This window comes from Streptomyces sp. NPDC090741, from assembly GCF_044769045.1.
GTDB lineage: Bacteria > Actinomycetota > Actinomycetes > Streptomycetales > Streptomycetaceae > Streptomyces.
In genome coordinates, this window is the sequence record NZ_JBIVXF010000001.1 from 635,756 (window position 1) to 659,268 (window position 23,513).

27 protein-coding genes are annotated in these 23,513 nt (G+C 73.0%); 7 read left to right on the plus strand and 20 right to left on the minus strand.

Annotated features, from left to right (window positions below; genetic code table 11):
- Positions 1-5 precede the first annotated feature (5 nt).
- The 5 genes from ACIQU4_RS02905 to sigE all read right to left on the minus strand — a co-directional run bounded on the left by ACIQU4_RS02905 (position 6) and on the right by sigE (position 4,283).
- A complete protein-coding gene (locus tag ACIQU4_RS02905; protein ID WP_403724957.1) occupies positions 6-761 on the minus strand; it encodes a hypothetical protein in 756 nt (251 codons plus the stop codon).
- Between the two features lie 151 nt (positions 762-912).
- Positions 913-1,359 carry a sec-independent translocase gene (locus tag ACIQU4_RS02910; protein WP_403724960.1) on the minus strand — a complete coding sequence of 149 codons (447 nt, stop codon included), beginning with the start codon at positions 1,357-1,359 and terminating at the stop codon, positions 913-915.
- A 106-nt stretch (positions 1,360-1,465) separates the two neighbouring features.
- Positions 1,466-2,773 carry a S1C family serine protease gene (locus tag ACIQU4_RS02915; RefSeq protein ID WP_403724963.1) on the minus strand — a complete coding sequence of 436 codons (1,308 nt, stop codon included), beginning with the start codon at positions 2,771-2,773 and terminating at the stop codon, positions 1,466-1,468.
- A gap of 104 nt (positions 2,774-2,877) precedes the next feature.
- Positions 2,878-3,507, minus strand: coding sequence for a zf-HC2 domain-containing protein (locus ACIQU4_RS02920; RefSeq protein WP_403724965.1), 630 nt, complete (start codon positions 3,505-3,507; stop codon positions 2,878-2,880).
- Complete coding sequence (gene sigE, locus ACIQU4_RS02925) at positions 3,504-4,283, minus strand: RNA polymerase sigma factor SigE (RefSeq protein ID WP_403724968.1); 780 nt, start codon at positions 4,281-4,283, stop codon at positions 3,504-3,506. The genes ACIQU4_RS02920 and sigE overlap by 4 nt, the downstream gene beginning before the upstream one ends.
- A 216-nt stretch (positions 4,284-4,499) precedes the next feature.
- Between sigE and ACIQU4_RS02930 the strand changes: the two genes are divergently transcribed.
- Positions 4,500-5,162, plus strand: coding sequence for an O-methyltransferase (locus tag ACIQU4_RS02930; RefSeq protein WP_030153432.1), 663 nt, complete (start codon positions 4,500-4,502; stop codon positions 5,160-5,162).
- A gap of 167 nt (positions 5,163-5,329) precedes the next feature.
- On the opposite strand, the gene ACIQU4_RS02935 is transcribed toward ACIQU4_RS02930, so the two are convergent.
- Entirely contained in the window at positions 5,330-5,497 is a 168-nt protein-coding gene (locus tag ACIQU4_RS02935) for a DUF3117 domain-containing protein (RefSeq protein WP_003966491.1), read from the minus strand.
- 333 nt (positions 5,498-5,830) lie between these two features.
- Here ACIQU4_RS02935 and ACIQU4_RS02940 point away from each other — a divergent pair, with 333 nt between their 5' ends.
- Positions 5,831-6,634 carry an enoyl-CoA hydratase/isomerase family protein gene (locus tag ACIQU4_RS02940; protein ID WP_403724970.1) on the plus strand — a complete coding sequence of 268 codons (804 nt, stop codon included), beginning with the start codon at positions 5,831-5,833 and terminating at the stop codon, positions 6,632-6,634.
- 42 nt (positions 6,635-6,676) lie between these two features.
- Here ACIQU4_RS02940 and ACIQU4_RS02945 read toward each other — a convergent pair whose 3' ends face one another.
- Both ACIQU4_RS02945 and ACIQU4_RS02950 read right to left on the minus strand, forming a co-directional pair.
- Positions 6,677-7,252 (minus strand): DNA-3-methyladenine glycosylase I, encoded by a 576-nt coding sequence (locus tag ACIQU4_RS02945; RefSeq protein WP_403724971.1) that lies wholly within the window; start codon positions 7,250-7,252, stop codon positions 6,677-6,679.
- Positions 7,249-7,611, minus strand: a complete 363-nt coding sequence (locus ACIQU4_RS02950; protein WP_403725957.1) for a DivIVA domain-containing protein — start codon at positions 7,609-7,611, stop codon at positions 7,249-7,251. Before ACIQU4_RS02950 ends, ACIQU4_RS02945 begins: the two co-directional genes overlap by 4 nt.
- Before the next feature lie 82 nt (positions 7,612-7,693).
- Here ACIQU4_RS02950 and folP point away from each other — a divergent pair, with 82 nt between their 5' ends.
- Positions 7,694-8,554 (plus strand): dihydropteroate synthase, encoded by an 861-nt coding sequence (folP, locus tag ACIQU4_RS02955; RefSeq protein ID WP_403724974.1) that lies wholly within the window; start codon positions 7,694-7,696, stop codon positions 8,552-8,554.
- A 26-nt stretch (positions 8,555-8,580) separates the two neighbouring features.
- Here the strand turns inward: folP and ACIQU4_RS02960 are convergent, their stop codons facing one another.
- Together ACIQU4_RS02960 and dapE are read right to left on the minus strand one after the other, a co-directional pair.
- Complete coding sequence (locus tag ACIQU4_RS02960; protein WP_403724976.1) at positions 8,581-9,348, minus strand: TIGR00730 family Rossman fold protein; 768 nt, start codon at positions 9,346-9,348, stop codon at positions 8,581-8,583.
- A gap of 64 nt (positions 9,349-9,412) precedes the next feature.
- On the minus strand, positions 9,413-10,492 hold the full coding sequence (dapE, locus tag ACIQU4_RS02965) for a succinyl-diaminopimelate desuccinylase (protein WP_403724979.1): 1,080 nt from the start codon (positions 10,490-10,492) through the stop codon (positions 9,413-9,415).
- 86 nt (positions 10,493-10,578) lie between these two features.
- Between dapE and ACIQU4_RS02970 the strand changes: the two genes are divergently transcribed.
- On the plus strand, positions 10,579-11,544 hold the full coding sequence (locus tag ACIQU4_RS02970; protein ID WP_403724981.1) for a hypothetical protein: 966 nt from the start codon (positions 10,579-10,581) through the stop codon (positions 11,542-11,544).
- A 235-nt stretch (positions 11,545-11,779) separates the two neighbouring features.
- A complete protein-coding gene (locus tag ACIQU4_RS02975) occupies positions 11,780-12,274 on the plus strand; it encodes an ATP-binding protein (RefSeq protein WP_403724982.1) in 495 nt (164 codons plus the stop codon).
- Between the two features lie 89 nt (positions 12,275-12,363).
- Here the strand turns inward: ACIQU4_RS02975 and dapC are convergent, their stop codons facing one another.
- Both dapC and fdxA read right to left on the minus strand, forming a co-directional pair.
- The gene (dapC, locus tag ACIQU4_RS02980) at positions 12,364-13,458 is read right to left on the minus strand and encodes a succinyldiaminopimelate transaminase (RefSeq protein ID WP_403724984.1); all 1,095 of its coding nucleotides are present in this window, start codon (positions 13,456-13,458) and stop codon (positions 12,364-12,366) included.
- A gap of 122 nt (positions 13,459-13,580) precedes the next feature.
- Positions 13,581-13,910 (minus strand): ferredoxin, encoded by a 330-nt coding sequence (gene fdxA, locus ACIQU4_RS02985; protein ID WP_030868357.1) that lies wholly within the window; start codon positions 13,908-13,910, stop codon positions 13,581-13,583.
- Between the two features lie 117 nt (positions 13,911-14,027).
- Here fdxA and ACIQU4_RS02990 point away from each other — a divergent pair, with 117 nt between their 5' ends.
- Both ACIQU4_RS02990 and ACIQU4_RS02995 read left to right on the plus strand, forming a co-directional pair.
- A complete protein-coding gene (locus ACIQU4_RS02990; RefSeq protein ID WP_403724987.1) occupies positions 14,028-15,029 on the plus strand; it encodes a GNAT family N-acetyltransferase in 1,002 nt (333 codons plus the stop codon).
- Positions 15,026-15,817, plus strand: coding sequence for a transglutaminase-like domain-containing protein (locus ACIQU4_RS02995; RefSeq protein ID WP_403724989.1), 792 nt, complete (start codon positions 15,026-15,028; stop codon positions 15,815-15,817). The genes ACIQU4_RS02990 and ACIQU4_RS02995 overlap by 4 nt, the downstream gene beginning before the upstream one ends.
- 40 nt (positions 15,818-15,857) lie before the next feature.
- Here the strand turns inward: ACIQU4_RS02995 and ACIQU4_RS03000 are convergent, their stop codons facing one another.
- The 8 genes from ACIQU4_RS03000 to ACIQU4_RS03035 form a co-directional block, all read right to left on the minus strand.
- A complete protein-coding gene (locus ACIQU4_RS03000) occupies positions 15,858-16,475 on the minus strand; it encodes a response regulator (RefSeq protein WP_403724992.1) in 618 nt (205 codons plus the stop codon).
- Positions 16,472-17,620, minus strand: a complete 1,149-nt coding sequence (locus ACIQU4_RS03005) for a sensor histidine kinase (RefSeq protein WP_403725960.1) — start codon at positions 17,618-17,620, stop codon at positions 16,472-16,474. Before ACIQU4_RS03005 ends, ACIQU4_RS03000 begins: the two co-directional genes overlap by 4 nt.
- A gap of 98 nt (positions 17,621-17,718) precedes the next feature.
- Positions 17,719-18,474, minus strand: coding sequence for an ABC transporter permease (locus ACIQU4_RS03010; RefSeq protein WP_403724996.1), 756 nt, complete (start codon positions 18,472-18,474; stop codon positions 17,719-17,721).
- A complete protein-coding gene (locus ACIQU4_RS03015; protein WP_403724999.1) occupies positions 18,471-19,433 on the minus strand; it encodes an ABC transporter ATP-binding protein in 963 nt (320 codons plus the stop codon). Before ACIQU4_RS03015 ends, ACIQU4_RS03010 begins: the two co-directional genes overlap by 4 nt.
- A 177-nt stretch (positions 19,434-19,610) precedes the next feature.
- Positions 19,611-21,413, minus strand: a complete 1,803-nt coding sequence (locus ACIQU4_RS03020; protein WP_403725002.1) for a hypothetical protein — start codon at positions 21,411-21,413, stop codon at positions 19,611-19,613.
- A 358-nt stretch (positions 21,414-21,771) separates the two neighbouring features.
- The gene (locus tag ACIQU4_RS03025) at positions 21,772-22,155 is read right to left on the minus strand and encodes a DUF6113 family protein (RefSeq protein ID WP_403725004.1); all 384 of its coding nucleotides are present in this window, start codon (positions 22,153-22,155) and stop codon (positions 21,772-21,774) included.
- Complete coding sequence (mshB, locus tag ACIQU4_RS03030; protein ID WP_403725007.1) at positions 22,152-23,048, minus strand: N-acetyl-1-D-myo-inositol-2-amino-2-deoxy-alpha-D-glucopyranoside deacetylase; 897 nt, start codon at positions 23,046-23,048, stop codon at positions 22,152-22,154. The genes ACIQU4_RS03025 and mshB overlap by 4 nt, the downstream gene beginning before the upstream one ends.
- 32 nt (positions 23,049-23,080) lie before the next feature.
- Positions 23,081-23,275 (minus strand): hypothetical protein, encoded by a 195-nt coding sequence (locus ACIQU4_RS03035; RefSeq protein WP_030153401.1) that lies wholly within the window; start codon positions 23,273-23,275, stop codon positions 23,081-23,083.
- Between the last annotated feature and the right edge of the window lie 238 nt (positions 23,276-23,513).

A 23,513-nucleotide genomic window follows, 5' to 3' on the forward strand; every position in this document is an offset into this window, starting at 1 on the left:
CCGGGCTACTCGTACGACGCGATGTCGCCGATCACCGAGAAGCCGAGTCCGTACGCGCTCATCCCCCGCCCGTACGCACCCACGTGCACGCCGCCCTTCGTCGACCCGGCCAGGACCCAGCCGAACTCCGACTCGCGGTAGTGGAACGGCGTCGGCTCCCCGTCGACCGGGAGCGACAGCGTCGACCAGTCCGGCCCCGCGAGGTCGTCGGCGAGCTCCCACGCGGCCTCGGTCTGCTGGTCGAGCCAGTCGTCGCGCAGGGTGTGGTCCATCTGCCCCGGCCAGCTGTACGCCAGCAGCCCCGAGCCGGCCAGCCAGGCCGCCGAGGAGACCGAGGTGGCCTCCAGGACGCCGGTGCCGTCGCTGCTGCGGCGCAGCGGGTTGCTCGCGACGGTGACGACCACCGCGAAGCGCTCCTTCTCGCCGGTCGCGAGCTCTCCGCGCGCGGAGGGCTCGTCGCCGTGGCCGGTGGAACCGTGCTCGACGGTGCCGTCGGCCCCGGTGCCCACCTGCATGAGCCAGCGCGGGCCGCTGAAGGCCCCGTCCAGCCCGTACCAGGGGAAATCGGCCCGCAGGTACCCCTCCGCCGTCCGGCGGGCCGCCGGGACGGGCGCGGCGGCCTCCTGGGGCTGCGCGGGCGCCGGCTGCGGGGGTGCACCGGTCTCGGCCGGCGCGGGCTGCGTCTGCGCGGCTGGTGCGGCAGCGGCAGCGGGCGCCTCGGCGGGCTGCACCCCTACCCGGCTACTGCTCGTCGTCTCCATCGATGCGGCCTCTCGTTCCGTGGGGTCCGGAACGCGCCCTCCCCCACGTGTCGTCGGGGGGACCCCCACCCTGGGGCGTCCTGGGTCCGGACTCATGGAGGATAGCCACCGGACCCCGAATCGCCCGGAAGGCTCGAAACCAGGGGGTGTCTCAGGTGGCGTCGGCGTCGTACGAGGTGCGCTGCTCGGCGGCCGGGGCGGCGGGCTTCTTCAGCAGGTCCGGGCCGGTGGCGGCGGGCGCGGCGGAGGTGGTCGCGGCGGCCGGGGCCGGGTCCGCCTCACGGCTGTTCACGGCGTCGGTGACGTCGTTCAGCTCCTTGCGGAGATCGAAGGTGCTGCGGATCTCCTGCAGGTCCTCGTTCTCGCTCAGCTGCTTGCGCAGGAACGTCTTCGGGTTCAGGTCCTCGAACTCGAAGTCCTTGAACTCGGGGCCGAGTTCGGACCGGATGTCCTGCTTCGCGCTGTCGGAGAACGCGCGGATCTTCCGGATGACCCCGGTGACGTCCTGGATCACCTTCGGCAGCTTGTCCGGGCCGAAGATGAGGATGGCGAGCACCACGATCGTGACCAGCTCGAGTGCGCCTATGTCGTTGAACACCTTGCCGCTCCTCGGCTCTTTTCACTTCGGGCCACGACACACGGTACCCGGCCTCGTCTGCGGGCCCGTACATCGGTGCCGCATCAGCCCCGGATTCTCCATCTGGTCATGATCCGTTCGCCGAACCGAGGACCAGTTCCAGGGTGCGCTCGCGGCCGTCGCGCAGCACGGTCAGGGTGAGCGGATCGCCCGGGCGGTGGGCGCGGATCTTGATGACGAGTTCGTCGCCGCCGTGCACGCGCACACCGTCCACCTTGGTGATCACGTCGCCGCCCTGGATCCCGGCCCGGGCCCCGGGGCCGTCGGGGGTGACGGCGGGCTTGCCTCCCTCGCCCTTGGCGGCGACGCGGGCCCCGTCGCCGGTGTACTCCATGTCGAGGGTGACGCCGATGACGGGGTGGGTGGCGCGGCCGGTGCGGATCAGCTCCTCGGCGACGCGCTTGCCCTGGTTGACCGGGATGGCGAAGCCGAGCCCGATGCTGCCGCTCTGCTTCGCGCGCTCTGCGCCGTCGCCGCCCGCGTCCGCCCCCCGGATCGCACTGTTGATGCCGATCACGCGGGCCTTGGCGTCGAGGAGCGGGCCGCCGGAGTTGCCGGGGTTGATGGGGGCGTCGGTCTGGAGGGCGTCGACGTAACTGATGTCGCTGCCGTCGCCCTTGTCGCCGCCGGCGGTGATGGGCCGGCCGGTGGCGCTGATGATGCCGGCTGTGACGGTGTTGGAGAGGTCGAAGGGCGCGCCGATGGCCACGACCGGGTCGCCGACCTTCACGTTCTCGGAATTCCCGAGGGAGAGCGGCTGCAGGCCCCGTACGCCTTCGACCTTGACCACGGCCAGGTCGTAGCCGCTGTCGCGGCCGACCAGCTCGGCGGTGACGCTCTCGCCGGTGCTGAAGGTGACCGTTATGTCCTTGGCGTCGGAGACGACGTGGTTGTTGGTCAGGATGTGGCCCTGACCGTCGAGGACGAACCCGGTTCCGGTACCGCTGCCGGTGCTGCCGCGTACGTGGAGGGTGACGACTCCGGGCAGCGCGGTGGCGGCGATCCCGGCCACGCTCTCGGGGGCTCGGCCCTTGTTCTCGACGGCGGCCTGGGGCAGTTCGAGGCGCGTGCTGCTCTGCCGCTCGGCGAGCACGCCGAGCCACCCGCCGATGCCCCCGGCGAGCAGGGCGATGCCGAGCCCGAGCGCGAGGGCGTGCCGCATCCGTACCACGTGGCCGCCGCCGGTCGCCTTGCCCTGGTCCACCACCTGCAGCGGCTGCTCGCCCCAGGGGTCGTACCCGGGCCCCGCCGCGGCCTCGGGGTCCTGCGGCGCGGGCTCGGCCGCCGGGCCCGGAGCCGCCTCCGGTTCCGCTTGCGGGGCGGCGGGGCGGCTCCACCACGTCGGGGCCGTGTCGGACTGCTGCTGGTCGGCCATGGGCGCTCCCCCGGGGTACCTGTAGCACCGCCGGGCGGCGCATCTGCCGCAGATTCAACCAGGTGCTCCGCCGACCGGGGGCTCCGCCCCCGGCCCCCGGCACCTCAGCGGGTCAGGGAGACGGGGCGGGGAGAGATCGAGGGATGCACCGGGGGGAGGGGAGCCGTGGGGCGCGTGCCCGCCACGAATCCGGGGCCGGGAGCGCGGTCGCGGACCACCGCGTCCGTCACCGACACCGCCGGGCCCGGACGCGATGCCGGGGCCTCGCCCCGTACGGTCGGATCCAGCGAGTCGATCGGCAGCGAGCCGCCCAGCGCGATCGCGGCCAGCGAGACCGCCCCGGCCGCCACGAACGCGAAGCGGCGGCGCGGCCGCCCCACCTCGTGTATGCGGAAGCCCTGCTGCGGCGCGGCCGGAGCCACGTACCCGAAGAGATCCGCGCCGGGCGGACCCGGCGGACCGGAAGACGGACCCGACGGCCCGTCGGGACCGCCGCCCGGCAGCCCCTGCAACCGGGCCAACAGCCCGGCCGACAGCGGCGGCGGTGCGCTCTCGACGAACAGGCTCTTCAGGCGGCGCTGCGCATCGGCCTCGGCCTTGCACTTGGCACACGTGGCCAGATGGGCCAGGACCCGCTCGCGCGCGTCATGGCTCAGTTCCCCGTCGACCAGGGCGGCCAGCCGGTCGCCCAGGTGCTGTTCGGCAGGAGAGGGACTGGGACTGACTCCGCTCACTCGGTTCCGCCCTCTCCCCCGGCGCCGGGCGCGCCCACCGCCACTCCCGCCAGTGCCCGCTGCTCGGCCCGGGCCTCGGGGGACCGGTGCTTGAGCGCCTTGCGCAGGTGCGACCGGCCCCGGTGGATACGGCTGCGCACGGTGCCGAGCTTCACGCCCAGCGTCGCGGCGATCTCCTCGTACGACAGGCCCTCGATGTCGCACAGCACCACGGCCGCGCGGAACTCGGGCGCAAGGGTGTCCAGCGCCTGCTGCACGTCCGCGTCGAAGTGGGTGTCGTGCAGGACCTGCTGCGGGGACGGCTCGCGGCTCGGCAGCCGCTCGGCTGCGTCGTCGGCGAGCGCGTCGAAGCGGATCCGCTGCTTGCGGCGGACCATGTCGAGGAACAGGTTGGTGGTGATCCGGTGCAGCCAGCCCTCGAAGGTGCCCGGCGTGTACGTGGACAGCGAGCGGAAGACGCGGACGAAGACCTCCTGCGTCAGGTCCTCGGCGTCGTGCTGGTTGCCCGTCAGACGGTAGGCAAGGCGGTAGACCCGGGCACTGTGCGTGCTGACGATCTCCTCCCATGAAGGAGGGGTCCACGCCTGGGTGCCCGCATCGGCGGCAAAGGTCGCGGTGGTTGCGGTGGCAGCGGTGTGGAAGCGGTCAGCAATGTTGGTCACGGATTTCGGCTCACCCGCCGACCAGAAGAGGCGTCTGAATACGCCTCCACGATCCACAGGCGCAGCCGCACCTCCCCTATCGGCTCTGGTGGTGTCCATTGGAGTCCCTACCATAGCCACCCCTCCCGTCAGCTCCGGATAAGCGTTTTTGCAGTAACTTTGCACGTGCCTGCGACTGGCCGGGCCGTCGATCTGCCCGCTGCCGCCCCATCTATCCCGGCTGTGCCCGGCCCATACGCCCCTTTTCGCCTCGCTGGTTCGATCCGCCGCTGTTTTCTCCAACGCCCGGTCCCATCTGCGGGTTCCCGACGTCAGCGGATACAGTCACCGTTGCGCCAACTATGGGGACAGGAGAGGGTCATTACCGGCAACCGGCAGACGAGCTGGGCGTTCGCCGACGCGTTTGTCGCCGAGGACGACGCTCTGCGGTGGGCCCGCGACCGGGCCAGGGAAGCGGGCCTGCGCTCCGTCTCCCCGGGCACCGGGGCCGCGCTGCGCCTGCTCGCCGCCACCGCGGACGCCAAGGCGGTGGCCGAGATCGGCACCGGCACCGGCGTCTCCGGCATCCACCTCCTCCACGGCATGCGCCCCGACGGGGTGCTGACCACCGTGGATCCCGAGGCCGACCGGCAGGCCTTCGCCCGCCAGGCCTTCCGCGCCGCCGGCTTCGCGGGCAACCGCGCCCGGTTCATCCCCGGCCGCGCACTCGACGTACTCCCCCGCCTCGCCGACGGCGGGTACGACCTCGTCTTCTGCGACGGCGACCCCTCCGAGTCCCTCGACTACCTCGCCGAATCGTTGCGCCTGCTGCGCCCCGGCGGGCTGGTGTGCTTCGAGGGGGTCTTCTCGGACGGCCGCACCGTCGACGGGGCGGCCCAGCAGACCGAGGTGCTGCGCGTACGGGAGCTGCTGCGCAGCGTCCGCGAGAGCCCGGCGCTGGAGGCGGCCCTGCTCCCGGTCGGCGACGGCCTGCTGTGCGCGGTCCGGCGCTGAGTGCCCGTACGGCTCGGCGGGACCCGGCCCGGCCCAGGAGCCGGATCGGGGCGAGGCGGCCGGGGACGGGCTCCCCGGACCCGGACATGACACAACGCCGCCCCGACCGCGGGAAGCGGCCGGGGCGGCGCAGAGAATGCTGGTGGTGCTGCGGTGCTGCCGACGGGTTAGCCGACGACCTTCTTCAGGGCGTCACCCAGGGCGTCCGCCTCGTCCGGAGTCAGCTCGACGACAAGCCGACCGCCGCCCTCGAGCGGTACGCGCATGACGATGCCCCGCCCCTCCTTGGTGACCTCGAGCGGGCCGTCGCCCGTCCGCGGCTTCATGGCCGCCATGCTCGTTCCCCTTCCTGAAACCAGCTCATCGTCAGCCGACGGCCCCATTCAGGCGCCTGGAACCCGGCATCGAACACATTGCTTCTTGGCCATTATCCCGCATGTCAGGACCCGATGACCAACATCGGCAGGGAACGCTTGCGCAACGCGCTCGGCCAAAACCACTCATTTCGGGGACGTGCCTGCGATACTTCGCCGTCGCACCCGGCGTCCGCCCTCCGCTTTCTTTGACGCACATCACATGCCCCGGAGCGGTCCGGTCCGCCATGCTGGCCCTTGCACCGGCCGGTACCGGCCGGTAGCCAAGCCCGCGACGAAGGGGGACCCCCTGCCATGGCCGACAGCGTGCTCTACGAAGTGACCGACGGACTCGCGAAGATCACGATCAACCGTCCCGACGCCATGAACGCGATGAACACCGAGGCCAAGGTCGCGCTGCGCGACGCGGTCCAGGCGGCGGCCGCCGATCCGGCCGTCCGCGCGGTGCTGCTGACGGCGGCCGGCAACCGGGCGTTCTGCGTCGGCCAGGACCTCAAGGAGCACATCGGGAACCTGGCGGCGGACCGCGAGAGCGGTTCCTCGCTGACCATGAACACGGTCGCGGAGCACTACAACCCGATCGTGCGCGCCCTGACCGAGATGCCCAAGCCGGTGGTGGCGGGCGTCAACGGCGTGGCGGCCGGGGCGGGCTTCGGCTTCGCACTGGCGGCGGATTTCCGGGTCGTCGCCGACACGGCCTCCTTCAACACCTCCTTCGCGGGGGTGGCGCTGACCGCCGACTCCGGCGTCTCCTGGACCCTCCCCCGCCTGATCGGCGCCTCCCGCGCCTCCGACCTGCTGCTCTTCCCCCGCTCGGTGAAGGCGCAGGAGGCGTACGAGCTCGGCATCGTGAACCGCCTGGTCCCCTCGGACTCCCTGCACGCGGAGGCCGAGGCGGTGGCCCGCACCCTGGCGGCCGGCCCGACGGTGGCCTACGCGGCCCTCAAGGAGTCCCTCGCCTACGGGGCCTCCCGCTCGCTGGCCGAGGCGCTGGCCCACGAGGACACCCTGCAGGCCCGCGCGGGCTCCTCCGAGGACCACTCGATCGCCGTCCAGGCCTTCCTCGCGAAGCAGCCGCCGAAGTACCTGGGCCGCTGAGTCCGCCACCCCCGTCGCCGCCTGCCCCCGCCCTCCTGCGCCTCAGGCGGGGGTACGGGCGGCGCAGGCGGCCAGGTGGTCGTTGACCAGCCCGCAGGCCTGCATCAGCGCATAGGCGGTCGTGGGCCCGACGAACCGGATCCCCGCCTTCTTCAGCGCCTTGGACAGGGCCGTGGACTCGGGCGTCACCGCCGGCACCTCGGAGATCGTCTTCGGGGCCGGGCGGCCCGGCTCCGGCGCGTACGACCAGATCAGCGCGTCCAGTTCGCCCTGCTCCCACTCGGCCAGCACCTTCGCGTTGGCGAGCGTGGCCTCGATCTTGGCCCGGTTGCGGATGATCCCCTCGTCGGCGAGCAGCCGCTCCGCGTCGGCCGGTCCGAAGGCGGCGACATCGGCGATCACGAACCCCGAGAAGGCCTTACGGAAGCCCTCCCTCCGGCGCAGGATCGTCAGCCAGGACAGCCCCGACTGGAACGCCTCCAGGCACAGCCGCTCGTACAGGCCGTCGTCCCCGTGCACCGCGCGCCCCCACTCCGTGTCGTGGTACGCGATGTACTCCTCGGTGGCCAGCGCCCAGGGGCAGCGCAGGCCGCCGTCCGGACCCACGACCGCCGTCACTGCCCCTCCTGGTGGGCGTCCTTGTGCAGGTCGACCGCGCTGCCCGGCGCCTGCGCGCCGCGGCCCTGTGCGGCCGCGGCCGTCAGCTCCGCGATCCGCACGTCCCGCTCGGCGAGCTCCGCCGCGAGCCGTTCCAGTACGTCGTCCACCTCGGCCATCCGGTACCCGCGCGGCGCGACCGGCAGGCGCAGGGCGTCGATGTCGCCCCGTACGACCGGGCGGCTCTCCGGCAGCGCGTCGGCCACCCGGTCCGGCTCCGCCTCCGGCAGCACGGCCTCGGAACCACCGCCCACCACGGCCAGGGTGACCGCCGCGACGACCACGACCAGCGCGATCAGCAAGAACCAGAACACGAGCAACTCCCTGAGAGACATCGGGCCACCGGCCACCAGGTTAAGGTCGCAGCGAGGCGCGAGGGCCGCCGGAGGAGGAAAGAACGGGATGCTGCGACTGGGCAGGCGCGAGTTCGACACCCACGAGCCGGTGATCATGGCCATCGTGAACCGGACTCCGGACTCCTTCTACGACCAGGGTGCGACGTTCCGCGACGAGCCCGCGCTGGACCGGGTCGAGCAGGCGGTCGCCGAGGGCGCCGCGATCATCGACATCGGCGGGGTCAAGGCGGGTCCGGGCGAGCACGTGGACGCGGCCGAGGAGGCCCGGCGCACGGTCGGCTTCGTGGCCGAGGTGCGGCGCCGTCACCCGGACGTGGTGATCAGCGTCGACACCTGGCGGCACGAGGTCGGCGAGGCCGTCTGCGAAGCCGGGGCCGACGTCCTGAACGACGCCTGGGGCGGGGTGGACCCGAAGCTGGCCGAGGTCGCGGCCCGCCACGGCGTCGGCCTGGTCTGCACCCACGCGGGCGGGGTCGAGCCGCGCACCCGGCCGCACCGGATCACGTACGACGACGTGGTGGAGGACATCCTGCGGGTCACGGTCGGGCTCGCGGAGCGCGCGGCCGCGCTCGGCGTCCGGCGCGACGCGATCATGATCGACCCGGGCCACGACTTCGGGAAGAACACCCGCCACTCGCTGGAGGCCACGCGCCGGCTGGGCGAGATGACGGACACCGGCTGGCCGGTGCTGGTCTCCCTGTCCAACAAGGACTTCGTCGGCGAGACCCTCGACAAGCCGGTCAAGGAGCGCCTGCTGGGCACCCTGGCCACGACGGCCGTCTCGGCCTGGCTCGGCGCCCAGGTCTACCGGGTCCACGAGGTCGCGGAGACCAGGCAGATCTTGGACATGGTGGCCTCGATCCAGGGCCACCGGCCCCCGGCGGTGGCGCGCCGGGGGCTCGCGTAGCGGCGGCGCAGCGGCTGCCGCCGCGGCTACTTGCCGACTTCCTTGGTCACCAGCGCGATGGCCTCGTCCACGTCGTCCGTGACGTGGAAGAGGTAGAGGTCGCGCTCCGAGGCCTTGCCCTGCGCGATCACCGTGTTCCTCAGCCAGTCGACCAGGCCCGACCAGTACTCCGACCCGAACAGCACGATCGGGAACCGGGTGATCTTCTGGGTCTGGACCAGGGTCAGGGCCTCGAACAGCTCGTCCAGCGTGCCGAGTCCGCCCGGCAGGACCACGAAGCCCTGGCTGTACTTCACGAACATCGTCTTGCGGACGAAGAAGTACCGGAAGTTCAGGCCGAGGTCCACGTGCTGGTTGAGCCCCTGCTCGAAGGGGAGCTCGATGCCCAGGCCCACGGAGATCCCGTTGGCCTCCCGGGCGCCCTTGTTGGCGGCCTCCATCGCGCCCGGGCCGCCGCCCGTGATCACCGCGAAGCCCGCCTCCACGAGCGCGCTGCCGATCCGCACGCCGGCCTCGTACTCCGGCGAACCGACGGGCGTACGGGCCGAGCCGAACACGCTGATCGCCGGCGGCAGCTCCGCCAGCGTGCCGAAGCCCTCGATGAACTCCGACTGGATGCGCAGGACCCGCCAGGGATCGGTGTGCACCCACTCGGTGGGCCCGGCGGAATCCAGCAGCCGCTGGTCCGTCGTACTGCCCGCCTGTACCTGGCTCCGCCTGCGCAGCACCGGCCCGAGCTGCTGCTCCTCGGGCCGACGACGAGCGTCCCCGTCGGAAGTGCGGTGGTTGCCCATGATGTGCTCCCTCCTGCTGATCGTTGGATCAGCCTAGGCGCACAAAGGTGACGAGAAGCGGAATTCAGGAGGTCAGCCAGGCGCGGAGTCGTTCCTCGCAGTGGAGGATCGCCTTCGTCTCCACGCGTTCGTCGACCTTGTGGGCCAGCAGGGCGTCGCCCGGGCCGTAGTTGACCGCCGGAACGCCGAGGGCGCTGAAGCGGGAGACGTCCGTCCAGCCGAACTTCGGCATGGCGCGGCCGCCGACCGCCTCCATGAACGCCGCCGCGGCGGGGTGGGAGAGGCCGGGGAGGGCGCCGCCGGAGAAATCGTCGATCACGAACTCGGCGACGCCGCAGTCCGCGAAGACCTCCCGGACGTGGGCGATCGCCTCGTCCATGCTGCGGTCCGGGGCGAAGCGGAAGTTGACCGTCACCGTGCACGCGTCGGGGATGACGTTGTTGGCGACGCCGCCCTCGATGCGGACCGCGTTCAGGCCCTCGTGGTACTCCAGGCCGTCGATCACCGGCTTGCGGGGCTCGTACGCCGCGAGTTTGGCGAGAATCGGGGCCGCCGCGTGGATGGCGTTGGAGCCCATCCAGCTGCGCGCGGAGTGGGCGCGCTCGCCGGACGTGCGGAGCAGGACGCGCAGGGTGCCCTGGCAGCCGCCCTCGACCTCGGCGTTCGACGGCTCCAGCAGGACCGCGAAGTCGCCGGTCAGCCAGTCGGGGTGGGCCTCGGCGACCTTGCCCAGTCCGTTGAGGTCGGCGGCGACCTCCTCCTGGTCGTAGAAGACGAAGGTGAGGTCGCGGTTGGGCTCGGGCACGGTCGCGGCGATGCGCAGCTGTACGGCGACGCCGGATTTCATGTCGGTCGTTCCGCAGCCCCACAGGACGTCGTTCTCGTCCAGGCGGGACGGGACGTTGTCGGCGATCGGCACGGTGTCGAGGTGGCCGGCGAGGACGACGCGCTCGGCCCTGCCGAGGTTCGTACGGGCCACGACGTTGTTGCCGTACCGGTCGACCCTGAGGTGCGGCAGGGCGCGCAGCGCGTGCTCCACCAGGTCGGCGAGGACCTTTTCGTCGCCGCTCACGGACGGGATGTCGACGAGCCGGGCGGTCAGCTCGGCGGCGTCCAGGGTGAGGTCCAGCTCGGATTCGGACATGGTCCTGACCCTAATGCCCAGGACTGCGGCGAAGCTCTCACGTCCGGCCGGTGGACGCGTCACATGGCTCAAGTACGGTGGGCGCCGTGACCCGGAACGATCCCCCCCGTCCTCGTCGCCGACGTCGGCCGCTGCTCACGTGCGCCGGTGTGTTGGTGCTGCTCGCGCTGATCGGCTACTTCGCCGTGCAGTACAACACCACGAACGGCGGTGGCGGCGCGCCGCACTGCACGGCCAGCGTGCGGACGAGTCCGACCGGCGTCGACATGACCCCGGAACAGGCGGGCAACGCGGCGACCATAGCCGCGGTCGGCGTTGCCAAGGGCCTGCCGGACCGGGCCCTGGCCATCGCGCTGGCGACCGCGATGCAGGAGTCGGGGCTGCGCAACCTCCCCCACGGCGACCGGGATTCGCTGGGCCTGTTCCAGCAGCGGACCTCGATGGGCTGGGGCACCGAGGAGCAGATCATGGACCCGGTCTACTCGGCCGGGAAGTTCTACGACCACCTCGTCGAGGTCAAGGGGTACGCGCAGCTCCCGCTGACGGAAGCCGCGCAGGAGGTGCAGCGCAGCGGCTACCCCGAGGCGTACGCGAAGCACGAGACGGACGCGGTCGTGGTGGCGGCGGCCTTCGCCGGGGACGGCGAGCTGACCTGCGGCGGGCCCGCGCCGACCGCGCCGGGCGACCCGGAGAAGGTACGCACGGAGCTCACCCGGATCTTCGCCAAGGCCAAGATGCACAACGCTCCGGCGGAGCCGCGCCGTACGCAGGACGCGGCCGGGAAGGTCAAGGAGGCCGAGGTGACCATCGTCGAGAAGAAGGACGGCGGGGCCTCCGCGGCGCGCGGCAGCAAGGTGATGGCGGGCTGGGCGGTGGCCAACTCGCGCGGGATGGGAGTCGTCCGGGTCTCGTACGGCCCGGCGAGCTGGGTGGCGGGCCAGGCGAAGGGCGAGTGGCAGCAGCTGGGGCCCGCCGGCCCGCAGGGCAAGACCGGGGCCGTCGACCCCCACCGCGCGGAGGACGGCTCGGTACGGATCTTCGTGGCCCAGTGACGCGCCGCCGCCGTGGGCTCGCCTGTACGAGGCGTCCCCCGTGCGGGGGTGACCGGGCAGCGGCCCGATCCGCCTCCGGAAGGGCGGAACCCCTGGTGGGCGCGGTTCCAATGAGCTTGGCGCGCAGGCCGATTAAACGATGCGTTACTGATCCTTTACCCGGTGTCTCCGCAACTCCACCCGCCCCCTGAGCGGTTGTACAGGGCGTACTCAGCCGCTACCGCTTAGGAGCATCATGTCCCTCCCCCTGACCCGCCGGATCGCCCGTACCGCGCTGCTGCTCGCAGCCGGGGCAGCTCCCGTGGTCGGTGCGGCCGGCGCGGCCAGCGCCGCGGACCTGGGGTCCGTGCCGCAGCTGGGCGCGGTCAGCCCGGACGCCTCGGACGCCACCGGCGCCGCGGGCGACGTGGTCGGCGCCGGTGAGGCCGCTGCCACCACCGCGACGGACACCGCCGCCAAGGCCGTACCCGGCGCCCCCGCCGGGGTCACCGACGCCGCGACCGGCCTGCTCGGCGGTCTGCCGGCCAAGGGTCTGCCGGCCAAGGGTCTGCCGACCGAGGCGCTGCCCACCGGCGCCCTGCCGACCGACGCCCTGTCCACCGGCGCGCTGCCCACCGACGCCGTCCCGACCAGCGGCCTGACCGGCGCGCTCCCCACCCAGGGGCTCCCCACCCAGGGGCTCCCCACCCAGGGCCTGCCGCTGGGCGGCGGCCTGCCGCTGGGCGGCTGACCCGCCGCACGCAGGAACACCGAGGGGCCGGGAGCGCGAACTCCCGGCCCCTCGGGCCGTCTGCGGACCGCGGCCGCGCCGACGCCGGGTCAGGCGAGGCGCTTGACCGCCGCTTCGACGCGCTCGTCCGTCGCCGTGAAGGCGACGCGGACGAACTCCGCGCCCGCCGCACCGTAGAAATCGCCCGGCGCGACCAGGATGCCCAGCTCGGCGAGGTGGGCGACCGTGTCCCAGCAGGGCTCGTCCCGGGTGACCCACAGGTACAGGCTGGCCTCGCTGTGCTCGACCCGGAAGCCGTGCGCCTCCAGGGCCGCCCGCAGCGCCTCGCGCCGCGCCGCGTAGCGCCCGCGCTGCTCCGCGACGTGCGCGTCGTCGCCGAGCGCGGCGACCGTGGCCGCCTGCACCGGCGCCGGGGTCATCATGCCGCCGTGCTTGCGGATCTCCAGCAGCTCGCCGAGCACCTCGGCGTCACCGGCGATGAACGCGGCCCGGTAGCCCGCCAGGTTGGAGCGCTTGGAGAGCGAGTGGACCGCGACGATGCCCTCGTACGAGCCGCCGCAGACGTCGTCGTGCAGGACGGAGACGGGCTCGGCGTCCCAGCCCAGCTCCAGGTAGCACTCGTCGCTGAAGAGCAGGATCCCGTGCTCGCGCGCCCAGGCCACGATCCGGACCAGGTCTTCCTTCGGGATGACCTTGCCGGTGGGGTTGGACGGGGAGTTGAGCCACAGCAGCTTCACGCCGGCCGGGTCGAGGTCCGTAGGGTCGTCGTAGACGACCGCCTCCGCGCCGCACAGCCGCGCGCCGACCTCGTACGTGGGGTACGCGAGCCGGGGGTACGCCACCTTGTCCCCGGCGCCCAGACCCAGCTGGGTCGGCAGCCAGGCCACCAGCTCCTTGGAGCCGACGACCGGCAGGACGTTGCGGTGTCCGGCGGCGCTCGCGCCGAGGCGGCCCGTCAGCCAGCCGGTGATCGCGTCGCGCAGCGCGACGGTGCCCCACACCGTGGGGTAGCCCGGGGAGTCGGCGGCCGCGACGAGGGCGTCCTGGACCAGCTGCGGGACCGGGTCCACGGGCGTGCCCACGGACAGGTCCACGATGCCGTCCGGGTGGGCCGCCGCCGTCTTCTTGTACGGCTCCAGCTTGTCCCAGGGGAAGGCGGGAAGACGTGCGGATACTGCGGCCACGGTGTTCTCTGCTCTCTACTGGTGCTGGACGTACCGGCTGTGCGCGCGGGCAAACGGCTCGGTCCCGCGCGGCACGGGGGCCGTACGGGACCGAGGGGCGGTTCTGGCGGTACCGGCCGTCGTCAGTGACTCGGGTTGATGTCCGCCGGAAGCGCCGCGATGAAGGGGTGATCACGCTCGATCAGGCCCAGCTTGGAGGCACCACCGGGCGAACCGAGCTCGTCGAAGAACTCGACGTTCGCCTTGTAGTAGTCCTTCCACTCTTCCGGAGTGTCGTCCTCGTAGAAGATGGCCTCGACCGGGCAGACCGGCTCACACGCACCACAGTCGACGCACTCGTCGGGGTGGATGTACAAGGACCGCTGGCCCTCGTAGATGCAGTCGACGGGGCACTCTTCGATGCATGCCTTGTCCTTGACGTCGACACAAGGCTCCGCGATGACGTAGGTCACGCTCTCGTTCCTCCTCGGTAGGGCTTTCCATATCGCGCGGGAGCGCGGCGTCGTCGATGCCCACGCCTAGTATCTCCGTTCCCGGGCACGATCCGAACAGGAGGGGCGGACAGAGCTGTGGAAATCACTGCCGGTGGGCTGCTGGAGATCCGTATTACCCCGGCTGACGTGGGTAAACGAGTCTCTGTACGACGGGTGGAGGGCGGGGCGCACGAGGCGCCCTCGTTCACTGACACGGTAGGGGTTCTCACATCCTGGGACCAGGGTGTGCTGACGATCACACGAAAGAGCGGCGAGTCCGTCCACATCTCGGAATCGTCGCTGGTCGCGGGCAAGATCGTGCCCCCGGCACCGGCCCGGCGGCGCGGTCCCGCGGCCTCTTTCGAGGAGCTGGCGCGGGTCGGCGCGCGGGCCTGGCAGCCGCTGGAGAGCGAGCCGCTGGGCGAGTGGACGCTGCGGGCGGCCGGCGGCTTCACCCGGCGGGCCAATTCGGTGCTGCCGCTCGGCGACCCGGGGCTCCCGCTGGACGAAGCACTCGCGCGAGTGACGGCCTGGTACGCGGAACGTGAACTTCCGGCGTACGTGCAGACGGCGACCGGCGCGGTCGGCACGCAGGAGCTGCTGGGCGCCGAGCTGGAGCGCCGGGGCTGGGTGAACGAGGTCTCGGCGGAGGTCCGGATCGCGGCGCTGGCGCCGATCGCGGACGTGGACACCGGTGCCGCCGCCTCCGAGGTACGGCTGACCCGCGCCCCGGACGAGGAGTGGCTCGGGATGTACGGGCGGGTCAAGGACCCGGAGGTGGCCCGGCGGGTGCTGGCCGCGGGGCCGTCGGTGTGGTTCGCGACGCTGCCCGGGCGGGCGATAGGGCGGCTGGTGGTGGACGGCCGGTGGGCCGGCTTCGCGGCGGTCGAGGTCGACCCGGAGCACCGGCGCGGGGGCCTGGGCACGGTGGTGATGGCGGTACTGGCCCGGCGGGCGCTGGAGGAGGGCGCGTCGGCGGCGTGGCTCCAGGTGGAGGCGGACAACGCGGGGGCGCTGGCGCTGTACGACGGGCTGGGCTTCGCGGCGCACCACGCGTACCACCACTTCCGGTTCCGGGCCGCGGGGGCCGCGCGATGAGCGCGGAATCCCGGGCGCGGTTCGCGGAGGAGGCCCGCTCGGAGCGGCCGGACCTGGCCCTGCTGTGCCTGCTGCTGGCCGCGGAGGCGGATCCGGAGCTGGACGAACGGGCCATGGACTGGGCGCAGATCGAGCTGGACCGGCTGGCGGGGATGCTGCCGTACGGGCTGCGCGGCGGGAAGGCCTGGGCCTCGGCGGTGACGGAGCTGCTGGGCGGCCGGATGGGCTTCCACGGCACGCCGGCGGACTACGACCGGCTGTCGTCCTCGCTGCTGCACGAGGTGCTGCGGCGGCGCCGGGGCCTGCCGATCCTCCTGTCCGTCGTCTGGCTGGAGGTCGCGCGGCGCGCGGGTGCGCCGGTGTACGGGCTGGGGCTGCCGGGGCACTTCGTGGTGGGGTTCGGGGATCCGGACGAGGGACTGGTGGTGGACCCGTTCGCCGGGGGCGCCTCGCTGGGTGCCGGGCCCGCGGAGCAGGCGGCCGAGCCGCGGACGCCCGCCCGGACGCTGGACATCGTCCTGCGGATCCTGAACAACATCAGGGCGTGGGCGTCGGCGCGGCCGGAGCATTCGGGGGTGGCGCTGTGGGCGCTGGAGCTGTCGCTGCTGCTGCCCTCGCATCCGGCGTCGTTGCGGTACGAGCGGGCGAAGCTGCTGGTCGAGCGGGGGCAGTTCGCGTTCGGCGCCGCCGAGATGGAGTCCTACGCGGAGGTCGTCGACGCGATCGATCCGCCGGCCGCGGCGCGGATCCGCAGCGAGGCCCTGTCGGCCAGGGCGCTGCTGAACTGACCGCCGGGGGGGCGGGCGCCTCGGCGCGGGGCCGGATCCGCTACAGCCAGCCCTTTTCGCGGGCCGCGCGGATGGCTTCCGCGCGGTTGCGGGAGGCCAGTTTCTGGATCGCCGTCGAGAGGTAGTTGCGGACCGTGCCCGGGGAGAGGTGGAGGCGGGCCGCGAGTTCGGCGTTCGTGGCGCCGTCCTCGGCGGCGCGCAGGACCTCCCGTTCGCGGTCCGTCAGCGGATTCGCGCCCTCCGCCAGGGCCGCCGCCGCCAGGGTGGGGTCGATGACGCGCTCGCCCGCCAGGACCTTGCGCACCGCCTCGGCCAGTTGTGCGGCCGGAGCGTCCTTGACCAGGAACGCGGAGGCCCCCGCCTCCATCGCCCCGCGCAGGTAGCCGGGGCGGCCGAAGGTGGTCAGGACGACGATCTTGAGGTCCGGGACCGCGGTCCGCAGGGCCGCCGCCGCCTCGATGCCCGTCATGCCCGGCATCTCGATGTCGAGCAGCGCGACGTTCACGTCGTGCGCCCGGGCCGCCGGCACCACCTCGTCGCCGCGGGCGACCTGGGCCAGCACCTCGATGTCCGGCTCCAGTCCGAGGAGGGCCGCGAGGGCTTCCCGGACCATGGACTGGTCCTCCGCCAGGAGGATCCGGATGGGGCGTGTGCTCATGATCCCGATCCTAGGGGGATGCGGGCCAGCAGGCGGAAGCCCTTCTTGCCCGTCTGTCCGGCCGACAGCGTGCCGCCGACGGCGTCCAGGCGTTCCGTCAGGCCCGTCAGCCCGTTGCCCGCCTGCGCGGGTCCGCCCCCGCCGTCGTCGGCGACCGACAGCTCCACCACCGGTCCGGCCAGGGTCTGCAGGGACTCCAGCCGGACGGTGCACCGCTGCGCACCGCTGTGCCGGACCACGTTCGTCACCGCCTCGCGCAGCGACCAGGCCAGCGCCGACTCCACCTCCTCGGGGAGGTCCTCCACCGGCTCCGCCGGGAGGTCCGCCACCACGCCCGCCGCCGTCAGCGCGGTGCGGGCGCCCGCCAGTTCGCCCGGCAGGGTCGGCCGCCGGTAGCCGCTCACGGCCTCCCGTACGTCGACCAGCGCCTGCCGGCTGACCTGCTCGATGTCCGCCACCTGCTGGGCCGCCTGCTCGGGGTGCTCCGGCAGCATCCGCCCCGCCAGCTCGCTCTTGAGCGTGATCAGGGACAGCGAGTGGCCGAGGAGGTCGTGCAGGTCCCGGGCCATCCTCAGCCGCTCCTCGTTCGCGGCGAGCTGCGCCACCGTGGCCCGCGCCTCGCGCAGCTCCATGGTCGTGCGGATCATCGCGCGGATGCCGACCATCGCGAACCCGCCCATCAGGGCCGGGATCAGCAGCCCGGCCAGGTACTCGTCGCCGCCCGGCACGGCGAAGGCGGTGAGCGCGAGCAGCGCGGTGGCGCCGGGCACCGTGAACCGGGAGATCTCCCCCGGCAGCGCGGCGCCGGAGGCTATCGCCACGTAGACGAAGAGGACGAGCCATTCGCGGCCCAGGGCCAGCGACAGGATCGTGGCCTGCGCGGAGAGGACCGCCACCGAGAGCAGTACCCGCCACGCCTCGATCTGCCGGGCGGTGCGGAAGACCAGGATCAGGTACCAGGCGACGAAGGCCACGAGGCCCAGGCCGCCGAGCAGCCGGGCCCCGAGGCTGTGTCCGCCGCTGACCAGGTCGGTGACGGGGGCGCTGAGGTAGAACAGCCAGACGCTGATCCACAGCGACTTCACGATCCTCTGCCGGCGGTTCTCGGGGCGGAGCCCGACCCGCGGCCCGCCCTTCGTTCCCATCAGGCCGGTCTCGGTCATCGGCTCCGCCGCGCCGGTTCCACCGGTCGTCCCCGTCGCACCCGCCGCACCCATCACGCCCATCACGCTCGTCACACCCGTCATGCCTTCAGCGAGTCCTTGCGGTACAGCCATGCGGCGGCACCGGTGAACAGTACGAAGTACACCCCCAAGATCGCCACGTCCTTCAGGTGCGGCGCGCCCCCGAGCTCGATGGCCTGACCGAGGCCCGCGTACGCCCGGGTCGGCAGCCATTCGCAGATGTTCTGCAGCCACTGGGGGAAGTTCGCGGTCGGCATCCACAGGCCGCCGAGGATCGACAGGCCGAAGTAGAACAGCATCGTGATCGGGCGGACGGTGTCCCCGCTCGCCAGGTAGCCGATCGCCACGCCGAGGGCGGCGAAGACCAGGCTGCCGGCCCAGATGGAAGCGGTCAGGGCGAGCCACTGCCAGGCGTCGAACCGTACGCCCTTGACGATCGCGGCGACCGCGAACACGACCAGGATGGCGGGCAGCGAGAGCACGCCCGCGCTGGCGGTCTTGCCGAGCACGTAGCCGCGGCCGGGCAGCGCGGTCAGCCGCAGCTGGCGGACCCAGCCCTTCTCGCGCTCCTTGGCGATGCGCTCGCTGTTGCCCATCAGGACGGCGGTCAGGGCGCCGAAGGAGGCCATGGCGACCATGTAGAAGGCGGGCATGGTCAGTTCGGTGCCCATGACCTTCGTGGTGCCGCTCAGGGTGCCGCCGAGCATCAGGAACAGCGCGGCCGGGTAGAGGACGGTGAAGAACAGGTACTTCTTGTTGCGCAGGGCGCGGCTGATCTCGAGCTTGATGAGCTTGATCGTTCCAGTGGTCATCATCGGTGGGCCTCCTCGGCCTCGGTGAGGGCGATGAAGGCCTGTTCCAGGCCCAGCCCGGCGACTTCCAGGTTCCGGGGGTAGAGCCCCAGCGCGTAGAGGGCGTGGACGGTGGCGTCGGCGTCGCGCGACTGGAGCCTGACCGTGTCGCCGTGGCGCTCGTAGGCCGTCACGTACGGGAGGGCGCGCAGCGCCGTCTCGTCCGCGGGGGCGTCCGCGGCCAGGTCGAAGGCGATCCGGCGGGCGCCGGCCTTGGCCTTGATCTCGGCGGCGGTGCCGTCGGCGAGCAGCCGGCCCTTGTTGAGGACCAGGACGCGGTCGGCGATCGCGTCGGCCTCTTCCAGGTAGTGGGTGGCGAACAGGACCGTGCGGCCCTGGGCGGCCTGCTCCCGCATCGTGGCCCAGAAGGCCTGGCGGGAGGTGACGTCCATGCCGGTGGTCGGCTCGTCGAGGACGATCAGGTCGTTCTGTCCGGCGGTGGCGAGGGCGAAGCGCACGCGCTGCTCCTGCCCGCCGGAGAGCTTGTTGACCATGCGGTCGGCGATCTCGGTGATCCCGGCGCGGCCGAGCACCTCCTCGACCGGGTAGCGGCGGGGGTGCAGGGCGCAGCCGAGGGCGACGACCTCCCGTACGGTCACGTCCTCCATCAGGCCGCCGCTCTGGAGCATCGCGCCGACCCGGCCGGCCGCGATGGCCTCGCGGGGGGTGGTGCCGAAGAGGTGGACGGTGCCGGAGTCGGCGGGGCGCAGGCCCAGCAGCAGGTCGAGGGTGGAGGACTTGCCGGCGCCGTTGGGGCCGAGCAGTGCGACGGTCTCGCCGGGGTGGAGTTCCAGGGAGAGGCCGTCGACCGCGCGGACCGCGCCGTAGCTCTTGGTCACGTTCTGGAAGGCCACCACGGGGCCGGCGCCGGGACCGGTGTCCTTCGCGGCGGCGGCGGTGTGCGCCGGAGTCGTCGTCGTCATGACCGAAGATTCCCTCGTACGGGGGTGTGCGCGGCAGTGTCTGCGGTCGTGACTGGTGGATGACAGATGTCATGCGGCCGGCATGACGCCCCTGCGGCCGGGCCGGCCGGGCCGGCGGCGGACATGGCGCAGCCCCCGCCCGAGAGGTCGGACGGGGGCTCCCGGCAAGCCGGTCCGCTAGCTGCCGTTGGTGTTGATCGCGACCGTCCGTTCGGCCGCGGTCTTGCCGCGCAGCGCCTGGCGCAGGGCGCCGACGACGTCCTGCGGGGTGACCGCGGTCTTCTCGCCCGTACCGCGCGTGATCAGGACGCCGTCGAAGGTGTTCCCGTACGTCGCCTTGAGCGCTTCCAGGTCGTACTTCTCGGTCAGGTGCCCGTCCACGACCTGCATGCTGAGGATCTTGGGCAGGGACTTGGCGCCGAACGGGAGGGACTTGCCGCCCGCCTTGACGGTGGCGACGCCGGACATCGCGGGCTCGGCGAACTCCTTCATGGCCCGGTCCAGTTCGGCCTGGTCGACGGCCGGGCTCTTGGTGGTGACCGGGAGTTCGACCGGGGCCGCCTTGCCGGTGGCGACCAGATCGCGGAAGGCCTTCTTGACCAGCTCGGCGGAGGCGCCCGCGTCCAGGGTGGTGCCGGGCTTGCCGGGGACGGCGACGGCCTTGCCGGTGTCGAAGGTGATGGTGCCCTCGGTGGCCGTGCCGGCGGTGCCGGCCAGCTCCTGGAGCGCGACCTGGAGCTTCTCCTCGTCGACCGGCAACTCGGCTTCCGCGATGCGCTCGTTGCCGAGCAGCGAGCCGATGACCGTGACGGGGTTGTAGTCGCTGCCCGCCGCGTTGCGGACGGTGGTCTGGGCGTCCAGGCTCAGACCGGCCTTCTCGGGCTTGAGCTCGACCTGCTTGCCGCCGACGGTGAGCGCGAGCGGGGAGGCGGCGCGGTTGCCGAAGGCCGTCATGAGCTTGCCGACGGCCTCGTCGCGGCTGCCGCTGATGTCGACGCCCATGACGGTGGTGCCCTTGGGGACGTCGGAGTGGTTGAGGAGCAGCCCGGCGCCGTAGCCCACGCCGAGCAGGGCGATGAGGCCGCCGCCGAGGAGGACCAGTTTGGAGCGGCCCTTCTTGACCTTGGTCGGCGTCATGGAGGCCGGCTTCGGGCGTGCGGGGGCGGCCGCCGCCGGGGCGGGGACCGGGGTCGGGACCGGCGTCGGAACCGGGCGCGGACCGCCCGGGCCGGGGATCGGCGGGAGCGGATCGTCCAGCTCGGGTCCGGGCCAGCGGGGGGCCTCACCGCCGCGGGGGGCGCCGACCGGGACGGAGCCGAGCGCGGGGCCGCCGGTGGGGCCCGCGGGGGCGCCGTTACCGACCGGGCCGCCGTACACGGGGAACGCCTCGGTGGCGGGGCCGCCGTCGGTGTCGCCGTAGCCGGGGTGGCCCAGGGGCGTGCCGACGCCGGGGCCGCCGGGCATCCGGGGGGCGAGCGGTGCCTCGGGGCCGGGGCCCGGGCCGTAGCCGGGGCCCGCCGGGGCGCCCGTACGGGGACCCGGGCCGGCCGGGCGGCCCGGTGCGAAGCCGGCCCCCGGGCCGGGCGGCACGGGGCCGGGACCGGCCGGTGTACGGGTGGGCAGCACGGGCGCGGGGCCCGCCGCGGCCGGGGTACGGGTCGGCAGCACCGGGGCCGGAGCCGCGGCGGGCGCAGGCGCCGGGGCGGCCGACTTGCGGGGGGCGAACCAGTTGCTGGCCGCCTCCTCGGGCTCGGCGGCGGGCGCGCTCACGGCGGGCTCCGCCGCGGCCTGCCCGGCGACGGAAACGGCGGCGGCCTCGGCCGCGGCCTCCGGCTCCGACTCGGCGGCGGCCGCCATCGGCTTGCGTACGACCACCGGCGGGATCGGCCGCGAACCCGGGATGTTGATCCGGATCCGGGTCGTCAGGGTGGTCTCTGTCTTCGGCCCGTCGGTGTCGGGCGTGGACGGGTTCGAGGTCACAGGGTTCTCCTCCGAGGCAGTCGCCGCGCCAGGCCCAGGCGGCACAGGCAAGGACGGGTTCCGGCCGGTTCCGTACGGCGGTGTACCCGAGGGGTAAGCGGCTCCACCGCGCCCCTGGGGCCCGGAGGACGAACTGTCGGTTTCACGACTCAAGGCAGGTTCTCCCGGTTGGCTCCGCCGCCCGCGTGCCGTGCGCGGGCAGCTCGGCGGCCCGACCACCATACTGGCCGCCGCCCTCGCGCAACTGTCCTAGGGGAATCAGGGGTTCCCCTTCAACCCCCTCGCGCCCCCTCCGAGCAGCCCGCGAGCCCTCGCCCAACCCCCGTGAAGGCACACCCCGACCGAGTTCAACGGCACGTCACTTGCCGGACCGCGCGGCCGAAACCGGCCCCTCGAACGGGCCTCGCAGCGTGGCACACATCACAGCCAGCACCGCCCCACCCAAAAGGTAGACGTACATACCGATTCCGGACGAACCGAGCAAGAAGTCCCCCTCGGGGCGCGGCATGGCGAGCACCACGTACGCGAGGAACCAGCCGAGCGCCCCGGCGCCCACGCCGAGCCCGGTCCCGACGGCGATCCGGCCGCCGAGGAACAGTCCGAAGAGCGCCAGCAGGCCCAGCAGCAGCCCGGCGGGGAACCACAGGTCCACGACGAGCCAGCCGGCCGCGCCGGTCAGCAGGCCGGCGGCCAACAGGCCGAGCAGGGTGGCGATCCGCCCGGGGGTCAGGGTGCCGGTCACGCGTCCACCCCCGCGAACAGGTCGTGCTCGCGCTCGCCCGCCGGGGCGCCCGGGCGGCCCGCGACCAGTTCGTAGTACTCACGGGCGAACAGCGGCTGCGCGAGGTCGTTGGAGAGCGCGAAGAAGGACCCGTCCACGGCGATCTGGGTGGCGTGGGCGCGCATCGCGGCCGCCTTGGCCCCCACGAACGCCTCGTCGGCCCCGATCTCGGCGGTGACCCGGTCGTCGGCGACGACCCCGGGCACGTCGTCCGGCGAAGCCAGCCCGGGGAAGGGCGCCTTGGGGCCGGTCGCCTTCAGCCGGGCGAAACCCTCCTCGACCACCGAGCGCGGCACCCGGTTCCAGTAGATCTTGCCGATCCGCCACGGTTCGCCGAGGTCCCGGCGGTACGTGGCCTCCGCGGCCAGTTCCGCGCCGCGCATGGCGACCCGGTGGGCCTGGATGTGGTCGGGGTGCCCGTAGCCGCCGTCCGGGTCGTACGTGACGAGCACCTGCGGGCGGACCTCGCGGATGACCTGGACGAGGTGGGCGGCGGCCTCGTCCACGTCGGTGGACCAGAAGGACCCGGGCCTGCGGTTCTGCTCGGCGCCCATCATCCCGGAGTCCCGGAAGCGGCCGGGGCCGCCGAGGAACCGGTGGTCGGTGACGCCGAGTTCCGCCATGGCATCGGCGAGCTCGCCGATGCGGTGGGGGCCCAGGGTGTCGTCGCGGTCGGGCGCCAGGTGCGCGAGCCCGGGCGGGATGACCTCGCCCTCCTCTCCGAGGGTGCAGGTCACGAGCGTGACGTGGGCACCCTCGGCCGCGTACTTGGCCATGGTGACGCCATTGTTGATCGACTCGTCGTCCGGGTGCGCGTGCACGAGGAGCAGCCGACGGGCGGGAAGACCGTTCATGGGGCCAAGCCTACGATCAAGCGGCGTGCGGCCTACAGCTTGAGGCCGCTGATCATGCTGGCCACGTTGGTGGTCAGCTGGCTGAGGGTCGGCGCGATGGTCGAACTCGCCAGGTAGAACCCGAGGAGCACACAGACAGCGGCGTGGCCCGCCTTCAGGCCCGACCGGCGGACCAGCAGGAAGACGACGATCGCCAGCAGCACCACGGCCGAGATCGAGAGTGCCACGGCGTTTCACCTCCACGTCGAGCGGACATCGGTACGCGTACTCGTACTCAGTGCTCGGCGGAGTACATACCCACCGTGCGCTACGGATCATAACTATCCGTACCAGCGCATCGATCGAATTCCGGCAGCACGGGGGGCGCACGCCGCGCATGCGCAGGGTCACGGGGGAGGCCGGCCGGGGAGTCTGTACGCCTCCCCGGCCGGCTGTGGGCACCCGCACGGCCGCACGGGACCCAGG

Excerpts from the sequence above, each read along its gene's own strand:
- ACIQU4_RS02905 (WP_403724957.1), bottom strand. The coding sequence starts at position 761 with ATGGAGACGACGAGCAGTAGCCGGGTAGGGGTGCAGCCCGCCGAGGCG.
- ACIQU4_RS02915 (WP_403724963.1), bottom strand. The coding sequence starts at position 2,773 with ATGGCCGACCAGCAGCAGTCCGACACGGCCCCGACGTGGTGGAGCCGC.
- sigE (WP_403724968.1), bottom strand. The coding sequence starts at position 4,283 with ATGGTAGGGACTCCAATGGACACCACCAGAGCCGATAGGGGAGGTGCG.
- ACIQU4_RS02935 (WP_003966491.1), bottom strand. The coding sequence starts at position 5,497 with ATGGCGGCCATGAAGCCGCGGACGGGCGACGGCCCGCTCGAGGTCACC.
- ACIQU4_RS02940 (WP_403724970.1), top strand. The coding sequence starts at position 5,831 with ATGGCCGACAGCGTGCTCTACGAAGTGACCGACGGACTCGCGAAGATC.
- folP (WP_403724974.1), top strand. The coding sequence starts at position 7,694 with ATGCTGCGACTGGGCAGGCGCGAGTTCGACACCCACGAGCCGGTGATC.
- ACIQU4_RS02960 (WP_403724976.1), bottom strand. The coding sequence starts at position 9,348 with ATGGGCAACCACCGCACTTCCGACGGGGACGCTCGTCGTCGGCCCGAG.
- dapE (WP_403724979.1), bottom strand. The coding sequence starts at position 10,492 with ATGTCCGAATCCGAGCTGGACCTCACCCTGGACGCCGCCGAGCTGACC.
- ACIQU4_RS02975 (WP_403724982.1), top strand. The coding sequence starts at position 11,780 with ATGTCCCTCCCCCTGACCCGCCGGATCGCCCGTACCGCGCTGCTGCTC.
- ACIQU4_RS02995 (WP_403724989.1), top strand. The coding sequence starts at position 15,026 with ATGAGCGCGGAATCCCGGGCGCGGTTCGCGGAGGAGGCCCGCTCGGAG.
- ACIQU4_RS03000 (WP_403724992.1), bottom strand. The coding sequence starts at position 16,475 with ATGAGCACACGCCCCATCCGGATCCTCCTGGCGGAGGACCAGTCCATG.
- ACIQU4_RS03005 (WP_403725960.1), bottom strand. The coding sequence starts at position 17,620 with ATGGGAACGAAGGGCGGGCCGCGGGTCGGGCTCCGCCCCGAGAACCGC.
- ACIQU4_RS03010 (WP_403724996.1), bottom strand. The coding sequence starts at position 18,474 with ATGATGACCACTGGAACGATCAAGCTCATCAAGCTCGAGATCAGCCGC.
- ACIQU4_RS03015 (WP_403724999.1), bottom strand. The coding sequence starts at position 19,433 with ATGACGACGACGACTCCGGCGCACACCGCCGCCGCCGCGAAGGACACC.
- mshB (WP_403725007.1), bottom strand. The coding sequence starts at position 23,048 with ATGAACGGTCTTCCCGCCCGTCGGCTGCTCCTCGTGCACGCGCACCCG.